This is a genomic window from Ureibacillus thermophilus, from assembly GCF_004331915.1.
Lineage (GTDB): Bacteria > Bacillota > Bacilli > Bacillales_A > Planococcaceae > Ureibacillus > Ureibacillus thermophilus.
The window spans coordinates 69,575-88,104 of sequence record NZ_CP036528.1; the positions used below are offsets into that span (position 1 = coordinate 69,575).

General features: G+C 34.6%; 16 protein-coding genes and 1 riboswitch. Of the genes, 2 read left to right on the forward strand and 14 right to left on the reverse strand.

Features of this window, described 5'->3' with window-relative positions; translation table 11 throughout:
- Nucleotides 1-92 precede the first annotated feature (92 nt).
- The 8 genes from DKZ56_RS00335 to DKZ56_RS00365 form a co-directional block, all read right to left on the reverse strand.
- Nucleotides 93-3,038: a type I restriction endonuclease subunit R gene (locus DKZ56_RS00335; RefSeq protein ID WP_222837125.1), complete on the reverse strand. Its 2,946-nt coding sequence runs from the start codon at nt 3,036-3,038 to the stop codon at nt 93-95.
- Nucleotides 3,013-4,323, reverse strand: a complete 1,311-nt coding sequence (locus DKZ56_RS00340; RefSeq protein ID WP_208650774.1) for a restriction endonuclease subunit S — start codon at nt 4,321-4,323, stop codon at nt 3,013-3,015. Before DKZ56_RS00340 ends, DKZ56_RS00335 begins: the two co-directional genes overlap by 26 nt.
- Nucleotides 4,324-6,357: a type I restriction-modification system subunit M gene (locus DKZ56_RS00345; protein WP_208650775.1), complete on the reverse strand. Its 2,034-nt coding sequence runs from the start codon at nt 6,355-6,357 to the stop codon at nt 4,324-4,326.
- Nucleotides 6,358-6,624: 267 nt separating this feature from the next.
- Nucleotides 6,625-7,929, reverse strand: coding sequence for a Z1 domain-containing protein (locus tag DKZ56_RS15410; protein ID WP_245989555.1), 1,305 nt, complete (start codon nt 7,927-7,929; stop codon nt 6,625-6,627).
- A gap of 38 nt (nt 7,930-7,967) precedes the next feature.
- Nucleotides 7,968-8,807: a DEAD/DEAH box helicase family protein gene (locus tag DKZ56_RS15415; protein WP_245989556.1), complete on the reverse strand. Its 840-nt coding sequence runs from the start codon at nt 8,805-8,807 to the stop codon at nt 7,968-7,970.
- A 62-nt stretch (nt 8,808-8,869) separates the two neighbouring features.
- A complete protein-coding gene (locus DKZ56_RS00355; protein WP_208650776.1) occupies nt 8,870-10,225 on the reverse strand; it encodes a restriction endonuclease subunit S in 1,356 nt (451 codons plus the stop codon).
- Nucleotides 10,201-11,601, reverse strand: a complete 1,401-nt coding sequence (locus DKZ56_RS00360; protein ID WP_208650777.1) for an N-6 DNA methylase — start codon at nt 11,599-11,601, stop codon at nt 10,201-10,203. The genes DKZ56_RS00355 and DKZ56_RS00360 overlap by 25 nt, the downstream gene beginning before the upstream one ends.
- Before the next feature lie 17 nt (nt 11,602-11,618).
- The gene (locus DKZ56_RS00365) at nt 11,619-11,918 is read right to left on the reverse strand and encodes a hypothetical protein (protein WP_208650778.1); all 300 of its coding nucleotides are present in this window, start codon (nt 11,916-11,918) and stop codon (nt 11,619-11,621) included.
- Between the two features lie 371 nt (nt 11,919-12,289).
- On the opposite strand from DKZ56_RS00365, the gene DKZ56_RS00370 reads away from it, so the two are divergent.
- The gene (locus DKZ56_RS00370; RefSeq protein ID WP_208650779.1) at nt 12,290-12,628 is read left to right on the forward strand and encodes a tyrosine-type recombinase/integrase; all 339 of its coding nucleotides are present in this window, start codon (nt 12,290-12,292) and stop codon (nt 12,626-12,628) included.
- Nucleotides 12,629-12,930: 302 nt separating this feature from the next.
- On the opposite strand, the gene DKZ56_RS00375 is transcribed toward DKZ56_RS00370, so the two are convergent.
- The 3 genes from DKZ56_RS00375 to DKZ56_RS00385 all read right to left on the reverse strand — a co-directional run bounded on the left by DKZ56_RS00375 (nt 12,931) and on the right by DKZ56_RS00385 (nt 14,442).
- Nucleotides 12,931-13,329: a (2Fe-2S) ferredoxin domain-containing protein gene (locus DKZ56_RS00375; RefSeq protein ID WP_208650780.1), complete on the reverse strand. Its 399-nt coding sequence runs from the start codon at nt 13,327-13,329 to the stop codon at nt 12,931-12,933.
- A 125-nt stretch (nt 13,330-13,454) separates the two neighbouring features.
- Nucleotides 13,455-13,646: riboswitch (cobalamin riboswitch) on the reverse strand.
- Between the two features lie 59 nt (nt 13,647-13,705).
- Nucleotides 13,706-14,146: an RraA family protein gene (locus DKZ56_RS15650; RefSeq protein WP_425471029.1), complete on the reverse strand. Its 441-nt coding sequence runs from the start codon at nt 14,144-14,146 to the stop codon at nt 13,706-13,708.
- A gap of 68 nt (nt 14,147-14,214) precedes the next feature.
- Nucleotides 14,215-14,442: a hypothetical protein gene (locus DKZ56_RS00385; RefSeq protein WP_208652290.1), complete on the reverse strand. Its 228-nt coding sequence runs from the start codon at nt 14,440-14,442 to the stop codon at nt 14,215-14,217.
- 141 nt (nt 14,443-14,583) lie between these two features.
- Here DKZ56_RS00385 and DKZ56_RS00390 point away from each other — a divergent pair, with 141 nt between their 5' ends.
- Nucleotides 14,584-14,940, forward strand: a complete 357-nt coding sequence (locus DKZ56_RS00390; protein ID WP_222837126.1) for a transposase — start codon at nt 14,584-14,586, stop codon at nt 14,938-14,940.
- 432 nt (nt 14,941-15,372) lie between these two features.
- On the opposite strand, the gene DKZ56_RS00395 is transcribed toward DKZ56_RS00390, so the two are convergent.
- The 3 genes from DKZ56_RS00395 to DKZ56_RS00405 are packed head-to-tail and all read right to left on the reverse strand — an operon-like array spanning nt 15,373 to nt 18,296.
- Nucleotides 15,373-16,011 carry an ABC transporter ATP-binding protein gene (locus DKZ56_RS00395; protein ID WP_208650781.1) on the reverse strand — a complete coding sequence of 213 codons (639 nt, stop codon included), beginning with the start codon at nt 16,009-16,011 and terminating at the stop codon, nt 15,373-15,375.
- A 19-nt stretch (nt 16,012-16,030) separates the two neighbouring features.
- The gene (locus DKZ56_RS00400) at nt 16,031-17,524 is read right to left on the reverse strand and encodes a hypothetical protein (protein WP_208650782.1); all 1,494 of its coding nucleotides are present in this window, start codon (nt 17,522-17,524) and stop codon (nt 16,031-16,033) included.
- Nucleotides 17,517-18,296 (reverse strand): ABC transporter permease, encoded by a 780-nt coding sequence (locus DKZ56_RS00405; RefSeq protein ID WP_208650783.1) that lies wholly within the window; start codon nt 18,294-18,296, stop codon nt 17,517-17,519. Before DKZ56_RS00405 ends, DKZ56_RS00400 begins: the two co-directional genes overlap by 8 nt.
- Between the last annotated feature and the right edge of the window lie 234 nt (nt 18,297-18,530).

The following is an 18,530-nucleotide window of genomic DNA, read 5'->3' on the forward strand; positions in this document are numbered from 1 at the left end:
GTCACTTCAAAAATTCTACATTTTAGGGGTGAAGTCCTTTTTTATGTCTTTGAAATCCTTATGGCTCTTGGGTCAAAAAATATGCAAAATGCTCAATTATGAATGTTGTCACCAAAACGATAATCCGCCTCAAACATCTTATTTGTGTACCATTCCGCAAACTCTTCATCTTCCATAAACTTCTGATACATTTCGAATTGATCAAACATGTAATCTTGAAAGACTTTTTCCAAGATACGTCGGAATGTAATTTTGGCGTTTTGGCGATCTGAGTATTTTTTGGTATTTTGGTATTCCTCATGTGCTACTACTTGTCGTGGTAGCTCTTCAAGCATAAATTTACGTACTGAATCATTTTCCGTAATGTTTTTACCGAACTTTTCGTTAAAATCACGTACAATTTCACTTAGGTATTCCATTTTCGGGTCTGTAATAGCACCGCCAACGTTAGCCGAAGATGGATCTAATACAACATCACCTTCTAATTGAATATGCTTCTTCTCATTTTGCTCGAGACGGTAACTGTCAAGGTCCACTGCATTTAATACACCCTCACCCAAATCGTCTTGCGTTAACTTCGGTAATTTAGCAACTAAAAATTGAAGTGTCACCGCTCGTGATGTCCATTCTTTATTATTGAATGGCAACAATTGTGACAGGAAGTTATATGTTCTTACAAATGCCCGCGCTTGTTTCTTAAATTTTACTTGGTCATCAATCGGTAATTGCTTAAAACGCTCAACCATTGCTTCGAGCTTGGGATCAAGAACTTCTCGCTCTGCTCCATCTACATATAAATGTAAGAACTCCGTTACTTCTTCTTCTGTGTATACTTGATAATGATCTAGTTCGTCTTGCAAGTCATTTAAACGATTCGGGTCTGTTTCTTCACTTAATATTGTCGTTTTATAATAAGGTTCAAACGCCTCTTTAATGTCTTCAGCCGTATTAACGAAATCTAAAACAAATGTATCCTTTTTATACGGTTTATACGCGCGATTCAAACGCGATAATGTTTGTACAGCCTTTACATCACTCAATACTTTATCTACATACATAGTATGAAGTAGCGGCTCATCAAACCCTGTTTGAAATTTCTCAGCCACGATTAAGAAACGATATTTATCCAGTTTAAACATTTTTGGAATGTCTTCACTTGGAAAACCATTCATTATTTCTTCACTATATTGTTTTCCATCAATTTCACGACTGCCTTCAAAAGCAACAATCGCTTCAATACCAGCATTACGTTCTTTTAAAATACGGTCAAACGCTTCTTTATAACGAATAGCACTTAAAACCGACCGTGTGACAACCATTGCTTTGGCTTTTCCATTGATTTTGCGTTTACGATAAACATATTCTAGGAAATGATCAATCATAATTTCTGCTTTTTTCTCAATCGCTAACTCATGAGTCTCAACAAATTGCCGCATTTTTGATTTCGCTCTTCTGCTGTCAAACTGCGGGTCATCTTCAATTTTTTTGTATAACTTATAGTAAGAGTTGTACGTTGTGTAATTTTGGAGCACATCTAAAATAAAACCTTCTTCAATTGCCTGACGCATCGAGTACACATGGAATGGTTTAAACGTCCCGTCAGATTGTTTTTCACCGAACAATTCTAATGTTTTATTCTTTGGGGTAGCTGTAAAAGCAAAATAACTTACGTTCGGTGGCATTTTCCGACTTTCAATAAATTGGTTAATCTTATCTTCTGCTGTTAATTCTTCCTCATCCGTTTCGTCTTTTGATAGAATTGCGTTCATTTTAGCTGCTGTATTTCCGCCTTGTGAAGAGTGGGCTTCGTCAATAATAATTGCGAACTTGTACTGTGATAAGCCATCAATTCCGTCTACTACATAAGGGAATTTTTGAATCGTTGTAACAATAATTTTTTTACCTACTTCTAAGTATGCACGCAACTCTGCGCTGTTTGTTGCTGCACCGATTACACCATCCACTTGCGCAAACTGTTTAATATTGTTGCGGAGCTGTTTATCTAATACTTTCCGATCTGTAACAACAATGACGCTATCAAACACAGGATGTTCATCTGTCATATCTTTTAGCTCTACTAGCTGATGCGCTAACCACGTAATCGAATTACTTTTTCCAGATCCGGCACTATGCTGAATCAGGTAACGATGACCTGCACCGTCATGACGTGCCCGTTTTAATAACAAACGGACAACTTCAAATTGATGATACCGTGGAAAGATTAATTTTCTTTTTACTTTATTTGTCTCTTCGTCTTTTTCCTCTATAAGTTGTGCATACTTTTCAATAATCAATGACAAGCTTTCCTTTGTTAGAATATCGCGCCATAGATAGTCTGTTTTTAATCCGAACGGATTAGGCGGGTTTCCCTTTCCGTAGTTATAACCTTTATTAAATGGTAAAAATACAGTGTTTTCACCATTTAACATCGTCGTCATATATACTTCTTGATCATCGACGGCAAAATGAACAAGGCAACGACCTAATTCAAACAACGGCTCTTTTGGATCACGGTCTTTTTGATATTGACGAATGGCATCATGGACAGATTGCTTTGTCAGCGTATTTTTTAACTCCATTGTGACAATAGGCAAACCGTTAATAAACAGAACCATATCAAGGGACTTATTCGGTGTTTTCTTTGAGTAATGAACTTGCCGCATGACAGAGAAAATATTAGATTGATAATTTTTTACCGCTGTCATATTTAACTTAGATGAAGCAGGTTTCTTGTAATAAAGAGTTAATTTAAATTCACCCTCTTTAACACCGTTACGCAGTACATGAACAATCCCTTTTTTCTTAATTTGGTCAAATATCCGCTTAAACAAACGAGTTTCAAACATGTCTCCATAACGACGTTTTAACGTATCGACAACTTCAGATTGTGTAGAAGAAAGGAATTGTAATAACAATTCCTTATCTACACAGTACGTTGCATCGTAATTTAAATGAAGTCGAGGAACGTAGCCATTTTGTTGAACAAGATGTGATTCAATAATTTCCTCAACCTTACGCTCCGACATATCCGTTGGCAAATTCCTCACCCCCCTTTGATATTAAATGGCAAATATTAAATCTACCTGTAACAACATTTGAGATAAGTGTTTGGCGATATTCTTTAATTTTGGCGATATATTCCTCCGTATACTTAATAAAATCATCAATTACTTGTGTGCGTTGTTTGATTAATTCAACAATTTGTTTTTGCTCTTCTATCTTTCTAGGAATCGGTATTTTTTGATTACCTATAAATTCCCAATTTGCACGAGGCATCTTCGTACCATAAGTCGAACTATCAACTAAATTGATAAAAGATGGGGATAATAATACATAATGTAAGTATTCCGGAAGGACAGTCTTAACTTTCGGTCGTAAAACTAGGAGTTCTCCCACACATACACCTTTTCTTTTCGGAAAAACAACTTTAGCTAGATAAGGCCTTAACTTATTAAATAAAATATCAGTCTCTTTAAACTCTTTTACTTTGCTATCAAACTCTACATTTCCATCTTCAATTTTAAATTTCCCTGTTTTACTTTCAATCCTATCTAAAGACAAATAAATTTCATCTTCCCGTATGTCGTCTCGGGAAATATTTATTTCTTGAACAATATGTTTCAAAGGGATTAAATGCCAATCTTCAGGAATACTTGCCAACCATACTTCGTCGACCTTTTTAGTTTTTTTATGGTTTATTCCATTTAATATATAATCATCAATAATTTTTCTCTGTTTTTCTTTAAACAACTCAATTTGCTTCTCTTTAATCTCAATTAGCAAATCAATCTCATTTAATTTTTTATCTAAATAATCTGCTATCATTTTTTGTTCTTCTAAAGGTGGTACTAGAAGAGGTAGTTTTTTAAAATCCTCATATCTCATATCCCATTGTCCGATACGAACACCATAAGAAATACTTTTATATGCTCCGATATATCCTTTAGAACGCAAAAGATAATGTAAATACCTCGGATAGATAGAATCACTTACTTCACAAATAATATATGCTGGACTAATGATTCCTTGGTATTCAGAAATAGCTAATGAACCTTGCCACGCCTTCATTTTATTGATTACTAGATCGCTGGGTTCAACAAATTTATAAGTTGATAAATCTTCTGAAGCAACGTTATGATTGTCATCACGAGAGTCTTTATAAATTACTCCATAATCACGATAAATGGATAGTAAACGCTCATTAGGCTTATTTTTTATACTTTTAACTTTTGTAACACTTCTTATTCGACTGATTTCCCAGTGGGAGGGTATTTGTCCAATCCACTTTACACCACTATCCTTATATTCTGTATACTTCTTCATCTACTTCTCCCCATCCAAAATCTGATGAAGTAATCCTTCCGATTGTTTCTCTAACTCTAGCAATTCACGGGCAATATCCTCAAGGCTTCGTAGTTCTTCATATTTATAGAAATACTTTGTAAATGTAATTTCATAACCAATTACAGTTTTTTCATGGTCAATCCATGCATCCGGTACATATGGTAATACTTCTCGTTTAAAATATTCCTCAATATCTTCCGTTAATGGAACATTTTCTGTATCCCGAAGTTCTGGGTTCGGCTCGTATTGTATTTCCGTTTTTGTTTTCTTTTTAATTACTTTTTCTGCATTTTCATCGCGTTCGGTGAAGAACTCAAATAACTTTTTCATATCGGCTTTCGATACTTTTAAGTTTTGTTCTTTAATAGCTGCTTCGAATGTTGCAATGACTTTGTTATAGTCCATATGTTTGTCAGTACCAAACGTTACTTGTAATAGTTCAATAAGCTCGTTTTCTAAAGGAATTAAACCTTTATATTTTTTCGGCTCACTTTTGAAAGCTTCTTTCATTGTTTGAATCCGTTCTTCAGTTATTTGTGTAGCAAGTCGTAATGGTCGTTCAATCGTAATTTTCGCATAGCCAAATTCATTGTTATTAAAGATTTTCGATTCGTCTGTTTCTACAAAATTGTGGTATGCTTCCATAATTTTAGAAATATGTTCTTCTGATAGTTCATAACTTTTTTTCCCAAGATTTTTACGCATTTTTTGATACCAATTTGTTGCATCAATTAGCTGTACTTTGCCTTTGCGATGCGGTGCTTTACGATTTGTTAACACCCATATATAAGTTGCGATATCAGTGTTATAGAACATATTATTTGGTAAAGCGATAATAGCTTCTAACCAATCATTTTCGATAATCCATTTACGAATATTGCTTTCCCCTTGACCAGCATCACCTGTAAATAAAGCCGAACCATTGTGGATTGTTGCAATACGACTACCTAGTTCTGTACTTTCTTTCATTTTTGAAAGAGCATTAACCAGAAATAATAATTGTCCATCGCTTGAACGCGGAATTAGTTTTAACTTCTCTCCATTAGGTAGCACTTTCACAAAGCGTGGATCTTCAATTTCTTTTTTTCCGTTATCAGATAGTATATCTTGGTCAACTTTCCAGCTCTTACCGTACGGAGGGTTCATAATCATAAAATCAAATTTCATATCAGCAAATTGATCATTCGACAATGTAGAACCATACCGAATGTTAGCCGGATTTTTATCGTGAATTAGCATATCTGATTGGCAAATTGCAAAAGTTTCAGCTTGGATTTCTTGCCCATATAGTTCAACTGTTACTTTCTTTCCATTTTCTTCAGCTATTTTTTTGATAAAATTCTCTGATTCAGTTAACATACCACCCGAACCACATGCACCGTCGTAAACTAAGAATGTTCCACCTTGAATTTTATCTTTAATAGGTTCAAACAATAAATGTGTCATTAAAGCAACAACATCTCGCGGTGTAAAGTGTTCTCCGGCTTCTTCATTGTTTTCTTCGTTGAAACGGCGAATTAACTCTTCGAAAACATATCCCATTTCTAAGTTCGATAATTCTTCTAACTTCACTTTTGGATCTGTATATTTTTCAACTAGCTTATATAAGACATTCGCTTCATCTAAGGTTTCAAGCTGATTATGAAATTTAAACTTATGTACAATTTCACGAACATTAGGACTAAAACCCGCAAGATAGACTTCAAAGTTTTCTTTAATATGTGATGGTTCGTCTAATAAACGACGAAGTGTAAATTTTGACGTATTGTAAAAAGGGCGACCAGAAGCTTTACGTAATGCTGCGTCTTGGTTGACCATTCCCTTTTCATTCAAAAATTTGTGTATTTTCTCTACTTCTGCTTTTGTTGGCTCAAGTAGCGCATCAATACGTCTAATTACAGTCATTGGTAAAATGACATCTCGATATTTACCACGTACTAATACATCACGAAGAACATCGTCTGCAATACCCCAAATAAAGCTAACAATTTCGTTGATACGAACGTTATTCAATTTGTTTCCCTCCAAGTATATCAATGATGTCCATTTATTATAATTGCAATGCGTTTATATTCTATCAAATAATTTGATTGAAACAGGTCTTTTTTGTCGATTATTATCAAATCTTAATAATTTACTGCTCCTTTTCAATCATCCCCTCTTTTTACTGTAGCGAATATATAGTCGAGAGAGATTAAATGCCTCTACAATTTTGTTAACATCTTTAAATTCGTGTATTTATTTAGAAGAGGACCGTTATCAGCCCTCTTCTTTTTCAATTTAATCTTGTGTTTCGCTCGTAAATACTACAGTTGGTGTTTTTGCTGGAGTAACAAGTACTGGCCACCAAAATTCTGCACCTCTCCAGCCTTTCTCTTCTGAACCTTGCTGACGTATAAGAATGAGTACAGGGTTTTCGATTGCTATTTTTTTAGCTATAGTTAATTCACTGTGCTTTCCTGATGGAGTGTCCGGTGAATCTTCATATCTTCCAGATTGTTCACGAATACGTCCTACATTTCTTCCTTTTCGCGCAATACACCAAACTTTACCTACATGTTGTTCAGGAACATTGTTTGCCAAGTATTCCATACTTGAGATAAACGCTTTTACATCCCATTTCTCCCCTGCATCCGGATCAAATGTTTGATGAATTTTTTCTATAATAGTAACCGCATCCTTTAAATCAATCAGTACAGGGTCATTTCCTTGAACTAAAGATTTTACAATCTTATCAATTTCTTGTACTGTTTTGGAAATATGTGTTTTATATCTTGTTTGAAAGCCAATAGGCAAGAGACGTTTCAACGGTTTTAACGTTGTAACTTTAGACATAAGAATTTTATTGGGTGAACAAGGTATAATTTTATTACTTGTATCTTTTTGAATGAAAACAACCCCATTATCATTTCCATTTTCAATAGCAGCACGCAATGCTGAATCAAATTCATGAATTTTACGCATTACATCGTAAATTTCTTCCGTAGTATAAAAACGAGTAACTGCTAAATCCTGTATCGGGCGATAACCAAACATGCGCGAGTGCTGCAACACCGTATCCTGTTGAAATGTTTTTGGGCTGCGACCGTAATAAAAACCAATCAAGTTTCCAATCGTGACTCCGCGGTCTAAAATTTGTCCCCCGATAAAAATATTTAAAGGCACACGGAGCTTTAATTGTCCTGTATCATCCAATAACTCATTGACATCTTTTTCAGAATTGACTTTTGTAATCATGATATGGTCTTTTCTGATAGCTTGGATGACTTCGTATTTCACCTCTTGAAACTCTGGAACATCGCATTCTAACAGTAAAAGCGATTTTTTCAAGTTATCGTATGATTCTTTAATTAAGTCTGTAAGTAATTCTGGATCTTCATCAACGATAACGGATAGTTGTCGCTTCATTTCAATCACGACTTCTTCTTGCCATTCATGAGCTTGCTTTTTTTGCTCCGTATGGATAATAAAACTGTATTTTTTAGGACGTTCTCCAATTTTTTGGCTTTGTATACGTCGAATCACTCCACCTACAATAAAGTTCATCACAGCCGCCCGCAACGAATGAACTTTATTGCTAGTCAATACTTCCTCAATTTTAAACCGTCTACGGTCCTGCTTTTTTAATACAATGAGCTCTTCAGGAGAAATTGGCTCGTAAATATAATAGGCAATAGTGTTTTCTTCTTGACTTTCCTGGAAATAGTAATCACCGCCAATATACTCTCTTTTGGGACAGGAACTAATTCTGTGAAAGCTGGCTTAATCGGTTTAAACACAAAGCCGCGAAGTTCGATATTATCAGGTTGTAAATATAGTGAATACGGTGTAGCCGTTACTTGCAAGAAATCACACTGTTCCAAGTTTTGACGAATGTCATCAATTTGTCCTGCAATTACATTAATCTCATATATTTCACTTTTGGTTTTAGAAAACCCGACACTCGCATAATCTGCCTCGTCGTCAATAATTAATACTTTTTTACTTGCAAGAGATGGATATGTTTCAAACAATGCTTTTTTTAAGCGGTTTAAGTTGTTTTTCTCTTTTTTTACAACTAAGATGATTTTTTGCTCTAGTTCATAGTTTGTTAGATTATCAGGAAGAGACATGATATCGAAGATTTGTAGAATATCATCATTTTTAAAGTCTTCAAATTCCATTTTTAATCGCTCATATGTTTGTTGTGCTAGCGCTCTTGTTCCTTTTGTAAGAACAATCGCAACATCATATCCGTTATCAAACGCTAAAGCTGTTATACCGATAAATGTACGGGTTTTACCGCTCTGAATTTTCCCTAACAACATTCCCGGTCTACTTAAACTTGTATCATTCTGCAATAATTTTCTAACAGTATTTTCAATACAAGCTTTAGTTTCATTAGAATAACCGTTCTTTTTATCTAATCCTTTATAGAATGTACCATTAAGATTTAAATTTACTTCTGTTGAAATTACTGTCATTGAAATATTACCCCATTTCCATTTAGTGATTTCACTATTCCCTAAAATAATTGGTAGCTTCTCTATTGCATAAGTTCTTCGGTAAATTCAGCAATTTCTTTCCTTAAAGAATCCAATCGATTTTCTGAAATTTTTTCCATAATGTCATTCACAATTTCTTGTTGCTTTTGTAGATTTGGTACAGGAACTATCAATTCTTTAATATCGCCAAGTTTGATAAATTGCTGTGCACTGCCGGAAGCTCGTTGGTTAAATTGTTCAGTAGCCCAACTTGTATTCAAATACAGCACAAAAAACTCTGGTAAAAGTATCTCTTCGTTTAATTCAACAATGGTGATATGTTGGTTAACGATAGCTCCTTCAATCTCTTTTGTTACTAACGCGGATTTTCCAATGGTACCTACTCTTGAAATTAATACATTCCCCGCGGTTAATCTGCTCTTAGGATATTGTTGTGCAACTTCTTCACTGACAAAAACTGCATCCTGCAGTGTAATTTTGTTATTATCCATATCTTTAATTCGCACATATGGAATACCCTCTTCTCCATACTCTTTAGAAGGTATCGCCGCTCCAGAGCGGAAGTTTTTAACTACATTTTTTAATCGTTGAGTTACAACAAGCCATTGGGTTTCTTTTTGATTGGATGTAAAATAAAATCCCACATCCAAGCGGTCGCCAAGCTGCTCATATGGCAAAGCTTTGTATAATAAAGTATCTTCATTCAAATTACTAGATGGGTTTACTAAATGATGCCGAATAAAACAATCTTCCACTATATGCGCCAAAGTTTTAGCTGCTCTATAAGTTCTGACCCAATCGCAATACAAATTTACTGCCCTATCGTTATTTTTTTCATTTATTTCTATAGATGGAAGCACTAACTCCCGAAAATCTTTTAGCTTAACAGTCGGAATAGTCCCACGTGCTAATCGAGACATTCGTTCTGTTACATTTTCACTTCGCAGTACAAAATACAGCAACTCTGAACTAATCTTTTTTGGTCTTAACACCACAAAAGAATTGCTTACAATACTACCATCAAATTTTTTATCAATAATTGCTACAGTATTACGCTCTGGTCGAACAGAGGATACAATAACATCCCCTGTTCTTACTTTTAATGTTGCCCTAGCCGGTAATTCGCTCCCCAATACATACTTGGGTTCTAAAATCATTCCATCTTCAGAAGATACGCTGCTTATATCGATATATATATATTGCTTTTCTGCATCAACGCTGTTTCTGTCTATTTTAACAGGATTGAACTCCACTAGGTCACTTAAGACAATTCCTTTGTTTTCTTCGCTAAATCGATGATATGAAGTCAAATGTTCAAAAGACCAATCACTTACGTCCAATACTTTGTATGGTAATACTGTGATATTAGGCACTAAATTTTCCCTCCAGTTCTCCATGTCTTAAAACCTTCCACTACTTCTTCGAATTGCTCTATGCTATCAGGTTTTGCCAAAAATAATTCTTTAGCCTTCTCATTCTCTTCTAACTTCTTACGCATCACTAAAAGACTAACCTTGACAGCTGAATATGGCTTTAAAGAATGTGGAGGGAGACTGATAATTGCTTCAATAATCATTTTTTCTTTAATAAATTCTCTTGTAATTTGTGATGGCTTCGAGAATAAAACTCCTTCAGGTACAAGCGCAACAACATATCCTCCTGCTTCTACCGAATTTATTGCTTTCTCTATGAACAATTCAGATGCATCAATGCGTTTCCGGGTACCTTTTTGAGTAACATGAAACATTTTATAACTATCTGTATCCCCTTGAATTTTCAGTAAAGGTGGATCTACGAGTACTAATCCGTAAGAATCGTTTTTTAGCTCTTCATTAGCTTGCAAAACATCCTCTGAATACACGGTCAAATTCGAATAGCCACTAATTACAGATATTATTTTGAGATAGCTAGAAGCGCGACGGTCAATTTCGTAAGCAGTTAGCGAAGAAATATCGCACTCTCTCATGATTTCAAATGTGATCGCTCCATATCCAGCAGACATATCTAAAGCTCTTACATTTGTTAAATTTAAAGATTTAACTAGGCAAGCAAATAAGTTACGAACTGAAGAAGGTGTAACATATAAACCAATATCTCTCTTTTTTTCCAAAATATTAAGTGAAATTCTACTGTAAATCGGATGGATAGGTGGTAACACATTTAAATTCCAAACGATTGATTGAACAATATTTTCTGGAATTTGTTTACGTTCGTAACCCTCATCAATTTTAAAATATTCAAATGCTTTAACAAGCAGGTTATGATACTCTTCGCTAGTACTGATCTCAGACCATTTACCCATAGCGTTTTGTTCATGTAGATATGCCCTAATCAACAAACTGTATAAAAGAATTTCGATTTCTTCACTTATTGAAAAATTTCCTCTAAGCAAATCAAATAGGCCCCACAAAAGTTTTTCAATTTCCTCATCATTATCAACAAACGTTCTCTCATTTGTAAACTGTGGTTCGTCAATTTGCAGAAACGTCTTTGTTTCAAACCAGATATACTTCTCTGGAGTTGCTAATAAAGCAAAAGGAGTAGCGCAAACTTCCGCATAATCCATTAATTGCCTCTGTGCATCCATACTAAGGAACCTTTTGACCTCTACAATCACTTGCGGTTCTAATTTTCCTTCATTATTAATTGTATAACCAATCATATCGATATTTTTTCTTCCTATCGTTGCAGCTTTCCTTACAACAGCGATCCCTTTTCTTTTTAGATCTTCTGCCACCTTATGCTCTAATTCACTTTCAAAATATCTAGCCATATTTTGTTATCATCCTTTCAGATTAAAACAGTTTGTTTTTCTTCGCGTATATTAAAAGCCATTAATTTCTTCAAAAAAAGGTTTTCTTTTTCTTCTATTTTTCCTTTTAGATAGCATTCCTCATTAATCGGTTTTGCAGAAACAATACCGTACATTTTGTCTCCGCTTTTCTTAATGCCCGGCATTTTTGAAACGATATCAATAACATCAATGAGACTACAACTGTCATCTGTTTGTATATACCTCGGAACACTTACCTCATTTCTTCTTCCTACGTGACCATATTTACAAACAACCCTCCAATATTTATACGACATACAAACACACCCTTCATAAAAATATTTATTTTTTATCACAGACGCGTTTTTGTTTAGCTATCTAATATATACCATCCGAACCAACTTCATGTCAACACACTTTTGATTATTCATTGATAAAAAAACGCTCCAGTGATAAATAATAAAGAGCGGTAAAAAATTTTTTATAAATATACCTCTTAAAATTAAAAAATTCGAAGCTATAATGTTTTGCGATTAATACAATTCAATAAAAATCAATTAAATTAAAAGAAAAAATTTTTATCAAAAGTATTCGACGGAAAAACGGTAGAAAACCACAGAAAAAAGCTAAACATGAAGAAAAAGAGAAAAGAGATTTATCAGAATCATATCTTCATATCATTTTCAGTTTGCTTAACCAAGCTTTTAAAAAAGCAGTAGCATGGGGATTAATCAAAGTTAATCCCATGGAAAGTGCTCAAAAACCTGTGGTTAAGAATAACAAAAGTAAAAGAAATAGGGCGTGGACGAAAGAAGAGGTGCATATTTTCTTAGAAGTAGCTTCTAAAAAAGGATTAGTTACCCCATTTTTGGTTGATGTGGTTACCGGGGTTCGAAGAGGGGAACTTTTAGGTCTCAAATGGGAAGATATTGATTTTAAAAATAAAACTATCACAATAAACGGTACATTATACAGACGAAAGGGTGTAATGCACCCCTTTGTCAAGACACAAATTGATAATATTTAAGTTATCCATTCTCTCCTTTCGCTATGAATGTGGTGCGTGTGCGATAAAGGCTTGACATGGAGCCTCTACGGGCACGATTTTTTGCGCTGGAGCGATGGACAGATAACATCGCATGGCTAAAACAGCCTATCATGCCCGTCTCTCCATATAAAGCCTCTCATCACGTTCGATGGTTAGGATGCTTGAACCATCTTAGGTTAGGCAAAAATCCTTCCATAATATGCATCGCAAATGCCGATGTGCTGCCGGTAAAAGTAAAATAGACGACTAAACCGCAAAGGAAAAGGGAGACTTTCCATTTTTTATGCTTTCGTTCCTCCCGTTGCTTTACATAATTTCGAGATTCCTAGAGGGGCGTTTGATTGTTTTGTCATCATCAATCCTTGCTTCTCTTCATAACGGTACGTTATCGTTTCTTCCAACCATTCCCCATCTCGCAAATGCCTTCGCACAAGCTCCCTTGCTTTTTCCGGCGTCACACCGTTGTACCATACGCCTTCAGGGTAAACGATGACTACACACGCGTCTTGGCAACGGCCATTGCAGCGAGTCCGCGTCGTATGTACAATGCCATCTAACTCCAGCATCGCGATTTCTTCGCGGATGGCAAGCGTTACTTCTTCTCCCCCTTTACGCATGCAGCTGCCTCCATTGCAAATCAGCACATGATGTTTCATTCCGATTAAGTTCCATGTTGTCATGTTGAGTCTCTCCTTTTTTGCAAAATAAAAAGCACCTCTATACGCAGAGGTGCAGAAAAATGCATACAAATATAGCAAAAAAAGTATACCATTCTCCCGCACGTCTACCTATAATCCCGTAGGTATCCGTCCGAACAAATAAGGCAGGTCTCCTGACTTAGGATCATCGCTTTATTGCGCCTTCCCGAAGTTTCCTTCAGTGACATGTTGCAACAAAGCTCCCCATCACAGTGGCGGGTACCGCGACGGATTTTCACCGTACTTCCCTTTTAAGCCTATTCTCTAATGAGAAAGGCACCTTATTTGTTTGGCATATAATGTCGATTTTTCAAAGAACATTTCTGTTATTCATAGTAGTACAAATTTTCAAACATCGTCAACCACTTTTTTTCAATAAGTCCGTTTTCGCCAATACAATCCCGTCTTGATCAGCGTACACATAGGCGCCTGGCTCCCAACGAACGCCTCCAAATTCGAGCGCAACGTCCGTTTTCCCTTTCCTTCTTTTTTGCTTTTCACCGGGCAAGTGCCAATCGCCATCACCCCAAGTGGCATATTGGCGATTTCTGCGGAATCGCGAATGTATCCGTGAATAATCATCCGGCAAGCCCGCGCTCACAAGCATCTTGGCAAGACGGTCTCCGAGCAGCGCGCAATTTCGCGAACCTTTTCCGTCTACGACCAATACGGTGCCCGCTGGAACAGTTTCGAGCGCCTCACGAACGAGCACATTATCTTCAAATACATCGACCGTCGCGATCGGTCCGGATTTTAGCAAATGAGTTTTCGACAATAATTCTGTTCGGGAAAATATCAATATCCATTAACAATTGATAATGCAATAATTAATGCTACGTTTGAATTAGAATCCTTATCTGGTGAGAATCAAAAAGAATCCATTTTTGAAAAACAAAATGGATTCTTTTCATTCCTTTGCATAAACAAGGGGCAGAATTTCTTTTTAAATGATTTCTGTTTAGGGAGTTGATCTTCATCCGCACACTTCTTAGCTGTTCGCCAATTAATTCTCATTGTTCTTTGTATTTCTGAAATAGATAAACCTTTGTTATTTCTTAAATGTTTGATATAATTAATATCAGACATTGCTAGCATCCCTTCTTACCTCCACTACCAATTGCTTGACACAATTACTGTAGTGGGACTTGGGGTGACTGGCAAGTCTTTTTTTGTTTATGCACAAAAATTTAGTGCAGGACTCTGCATTTTTCCTTTGCAAAGCTCTGCACTTTTATTTTGCCATACACACTCCACTATCTCATTGATTTAGATTCTGAATTAAAAGCGTCCTATGAGTTATACCAATACGTGCAACATTGCATCAAAACCAAAGACTTTGAGCTCCTAAAGAAAACATTAGAGAATAAACAAAATATCGTTTCCAGCTATATGAAAACCGCCATCAAGACAATCAACAAATACATCAATTACGTCGAGAATACGCTAAAGTACGATTATAATAACGGCATTTTAGAGGGGATTAATAACAAAATCAAAGTGATTAAACGCATTTCTTTCGGTTATCGATCCTTCTATCACTTTAGAAACCGAATATTCATTACCCAAAACTTAGCGAAAATAAAAACAGCTTAGGGGAACCTCGAATTTCCCCTAAACCATCCGATTACACATCACCAAATAATGTCACTAAAATTTATTCACCAACACCATTTGACAAAGAACCTTTAATTATCTATCCTGCCTTCTCAACCCCAATAAAAAATCTAACCTATCAACTCAACCCCTATCACTTTCATGGTAGTTGACATGTTTCCTCAAAGAATAAAAATAAGGGTTTCCCGACATTAACGTCCTCGACAAAGATGTCATGAGAAAAATTCAATGTCAGGAAACCCTTTATCTATAAGTGCTTAAAGTATTTTTATTTCTCAACCCTTGACATCAATACTACGCACTCCACATGGCTTGAGAGGATAGAATGAATGTCATTTGAGTATGTCCGTTCTTGGAAACATATCCACCGCCTTTTTGGCACTATCGGTAGGCGGGAACATATCCATAATATTATTTCAGCTGTTCCAAGGAATAATTTCTTACCCTGAACACATGATCACAAAGAATATCTATATCCTCGTTATTATGACTGGTTAAAAAAATTGTTTTTCCTTGCTTATTTAAACTTTTTAGCAAATCCCTAATATTCTCTACGCTATCAACGTCTAAACCATTAAAAGGTTCATCAAGTAATAATATTTCCTGATCCTCCATGATTGCTTGCGCAATAGCTAATTTTTGCTTCATTCCAAGTGAATAGTTCTTAACCTTTTGCATTATAGTATGACTAAGTCCTACCTTTTCCAAAATTTCTTTTATCTTTTCATCAGATATCTTGTTTTGTATATCGGCCAGATATCTCAAATTTTCAAAGCCAGTTTTGTCACCTAAGTATCCTGGCTTATCTATAATGATTCCAAAATTTTTGGGGAATCTTTTATTCTTTCCAAGCTCTTCACCATTTACAATAACACTTCCTTGATCTGGAAAAATAAAACCGCACATCATCTTAAAAAGCACTGATTTTCCAGAACCATTATGGCCAACTATTCCATAAATTTTCCCTTTTTCAAAGGATACCGATAGATTCTCAAACAAAGATAATCCTTTAAATGACTTACTTACATTTCTTAATTCTATCAAACTCATCATTACTCACCTTTCCTTTTTACACAATATAGTCTTTCTTATTAAATAGATATAGTAAAACTATTACTTCAATTGCAATATAAACTGCTAATTTTATTGATATAAAAAAAACTGAATACCCTTCGAGTACATAGCCCATGCTATTTAATCCCACAGGTATTAGATTGTTTAGTCTAAAACCTGGAAGCATAAATACCGTTAGCGTCAAAAGGGTTGTAAAGCTTTTAAATACATCCTTCGTAGCAAATGATATTATGATAACGAAAATCACATAAAAGAGAAGCTGTAAAAATCCATTTACAATAAATTGATATAGGATTTCAAATACATTCTCTGGCACTGTAATAGAGTATCCTTTTAGCATCGCTATAGATATTGTTCCAGAAAGTAGTATTAGTAGAAGTATCGTTATTGTTTTCAAGATTCCCGGAAAACAGCTTAAAAACCATTTATTTATAGAGCGGTATCTTATCATGGTATAGTAGCTCATCTCTGATAAATACCTTTGTAATCGTAGTTGAACGAAGTAAACCGCCCCTAAAAAAACCACTATATAAAATGTGAAGGAGATAAGGGTAAATATTTCATTAGTGGTTCCCATAAATGTAACTATAAAACCGTCCCAAATTGACAATTCCCCATTTGATTGTTTACTTATATGAAACAAAATTCCCATTAGGCATAGCAATCCATATCCTAATACAGGTAAATTTTTCACTAGATAATTTCTACTATTTCTGTAATCTCTATCTATATTATTAGCTATAAATATTAAGAACAGTAACACAGAAAGTACTATTACAAACGGCATAATTATACTATCAAAAGAAGCAACTCCATGAAATAAACTTAAATAATTAGGCATTACAATTAATTTCATTGAAGCTGGAAATACTTTAAAGCTAATTGAGCCATATAGATACATTAGCCCATTTAATAGATACAATAGCGATGGTTTTTTAAATCTCGCATAAAGGATACATAGCATTAATTGAAATGTTATTATTGTTAATAGTAACAATCCTATCTGTAACACCAACGCTACAAAAGGTGTAGGGAAATAATGGCGCAAATAATATAGAATCTCATTCCCTGATACATTAATTATCCCGACACTACTCCATTCCATTGAAAATAAAGTACTGAATGAAGTTAGTAATATTGAACCCAAAAACATTAATATAAAGAAAATGTCTATTTTAAATAACTGTTCTAACCTCGTAAAAATCCACTTCTTATAAGAACCTAAACGTATAAGCTCGATGTATTCAAACGTTCTATTTATATACACTGTTGATATAATTAAAATCAAAGGAAAAAAATAAAATAATAATAAATACACATCACTAAATGACATAAATATATAATCCCAAAAGTTTGCAGTAACATTATGAAGCTCTTCGAAAAACAGCATTGATTGCCTATTGCTTAAGGCGTATAGGACTATTGGGATAGCAGCCATTAAGTATTTCCACGAAATAATCCTGTTTTTTACCTTTATCATACTACTCATTCCAAACCTTCCTAGTTTTCTTTATATAAACAATCAAAGTTGCAATAATTAAGATTAAAACTATAAAAGGAATAAATATTGTCCACATTGGCTGTGCAGTAATGGAAAAAGGAAAAACTGTGAAAACAGGAGAAAATCTCTCTATCCATAGAACTGCTGTTACAAAGTTCATAATAAACCACCACAGAAAAGGGATGGATAATGCAACAAATTTGTTTTTAAGGCATATTGTAAGCAAGTAAGCTATAGTCATATATATTGCTCCATTAATACCCACCCATAATGAATATACTATGCCATAAAGTAAAACCGAATTTTGGGCAACAACCTCAAATGTTCCTATAGAAACAGGATTAAAAAATTCTGTCTCATAATATATATAACCAATCATCGGATCTATATATTGAATGAATAAAAATGGAACAAAAATCATTAGGAACGCTACTAAAAAAGTTAGAAAAGCATTAACAATCCCCTTTGCCAATACATATTTAGATATTATGGTTCTGGGCCTTACATACTGAAGGTAATTATCTTTTTTCTCATTAGCATAAGAACCAGCATAAAGCTGTACTAAAAGTAATGGAAATAATAGTGGTATTGGGGATTTAGTTAATAATTGGGCGTGTACATCTATAGCCCTGTGAAATACATATGAACCATTTATAATTGGTAAAATGACAATAAGCGGCAAAAATATGAGAGCTAAACTAAAGATAATAAATCTCTTATTTAATGCTTTTTTGAATTCAATAGAAATTAAATGTTTCAAAATTCTCACCTTCCTCTTTAATATTCTGTTTGTTATTCTTGCTTTTTACAAATATAAGTATAGAAGACGAATCTTAATTTAGAATTTTATCTTCCTTAATTCTTCCTTAATTCTTCCTTAATTTTTTAATAATCGAGTTAATTTCATAATTCTCACCCCTTGATTTTCAAGGGATTCAAGACAATAAAAAATGGGTACCTCCCCAAATTTCGTTATAATGGTAGGTAACCAAAC

Bases quoted from the DNA above. Each gene is read 5' to 3' on its own strand.
- DKZ56_RS00340 (WP_208650774.1), bottom strand. From the start codon at position 4,323: ATGAAGAAGTATACAGAATATAAGGATAGTGGTGTAAAGTGGATTGGA.
- DKZ56_RS15415 (WP_245989556.1), bottom strand. From the start codon at position 8,807: ATGACAGTAATTTCAACAGAAGTAAATTTAAATCTTAATGGTACATTC.
- DKZ56_RS00355 (WP_208650776.1), bottom strand. From the start codon at position 10,225: ATGGAGAACTGGAGGGAAAATTTAGTGCCTAATATCACAGTATTACCA.
- DKZ56_RS00360 (WP_208650777.1), bottom strand. From the start codon at position 11,601: ATGGCTAGATATTTTGAAAGTGAATTAGAGCATAAGGTGGCAGAAGAT.
- DKZ56_RS00365 (WP_208650778.1), bottom strand. From the start codon at position 11,918: ATGTCGTATAAATATTGGAGGGTTGTTTGTAAATATGGTCACGTAGGA.
- DKZ56_RS00375 (WP_208650780.1), bottom strand. From the start codon at position 13,329: ATGACAACATGGAACTTAATCGGAATGAAACATCATGTGCTGATTTGC.
- DKZ56_RS00385 (WP_208652290.1), bottom strand. From the start codon at position 14,442: ATGCTAGCAATGTCTGATATTAATTATATCAAACATTTAAGAAATAAC.
- DKZ56_RS00395 (WP_208650781.1), bottom strand. From the start codon at position 16,011: ATGAGTTTGATAGAATTAAGAAATGTAAGTAAGTCATTTAAAGGATTA.
- DKZ56_RS00400 (WP_208650782.1), bottom strand. From the start codon at position 17,524: ATGAGTAGTATGATAAAGGTAAAAAACAGGATTATTTCGTGGAAATAC.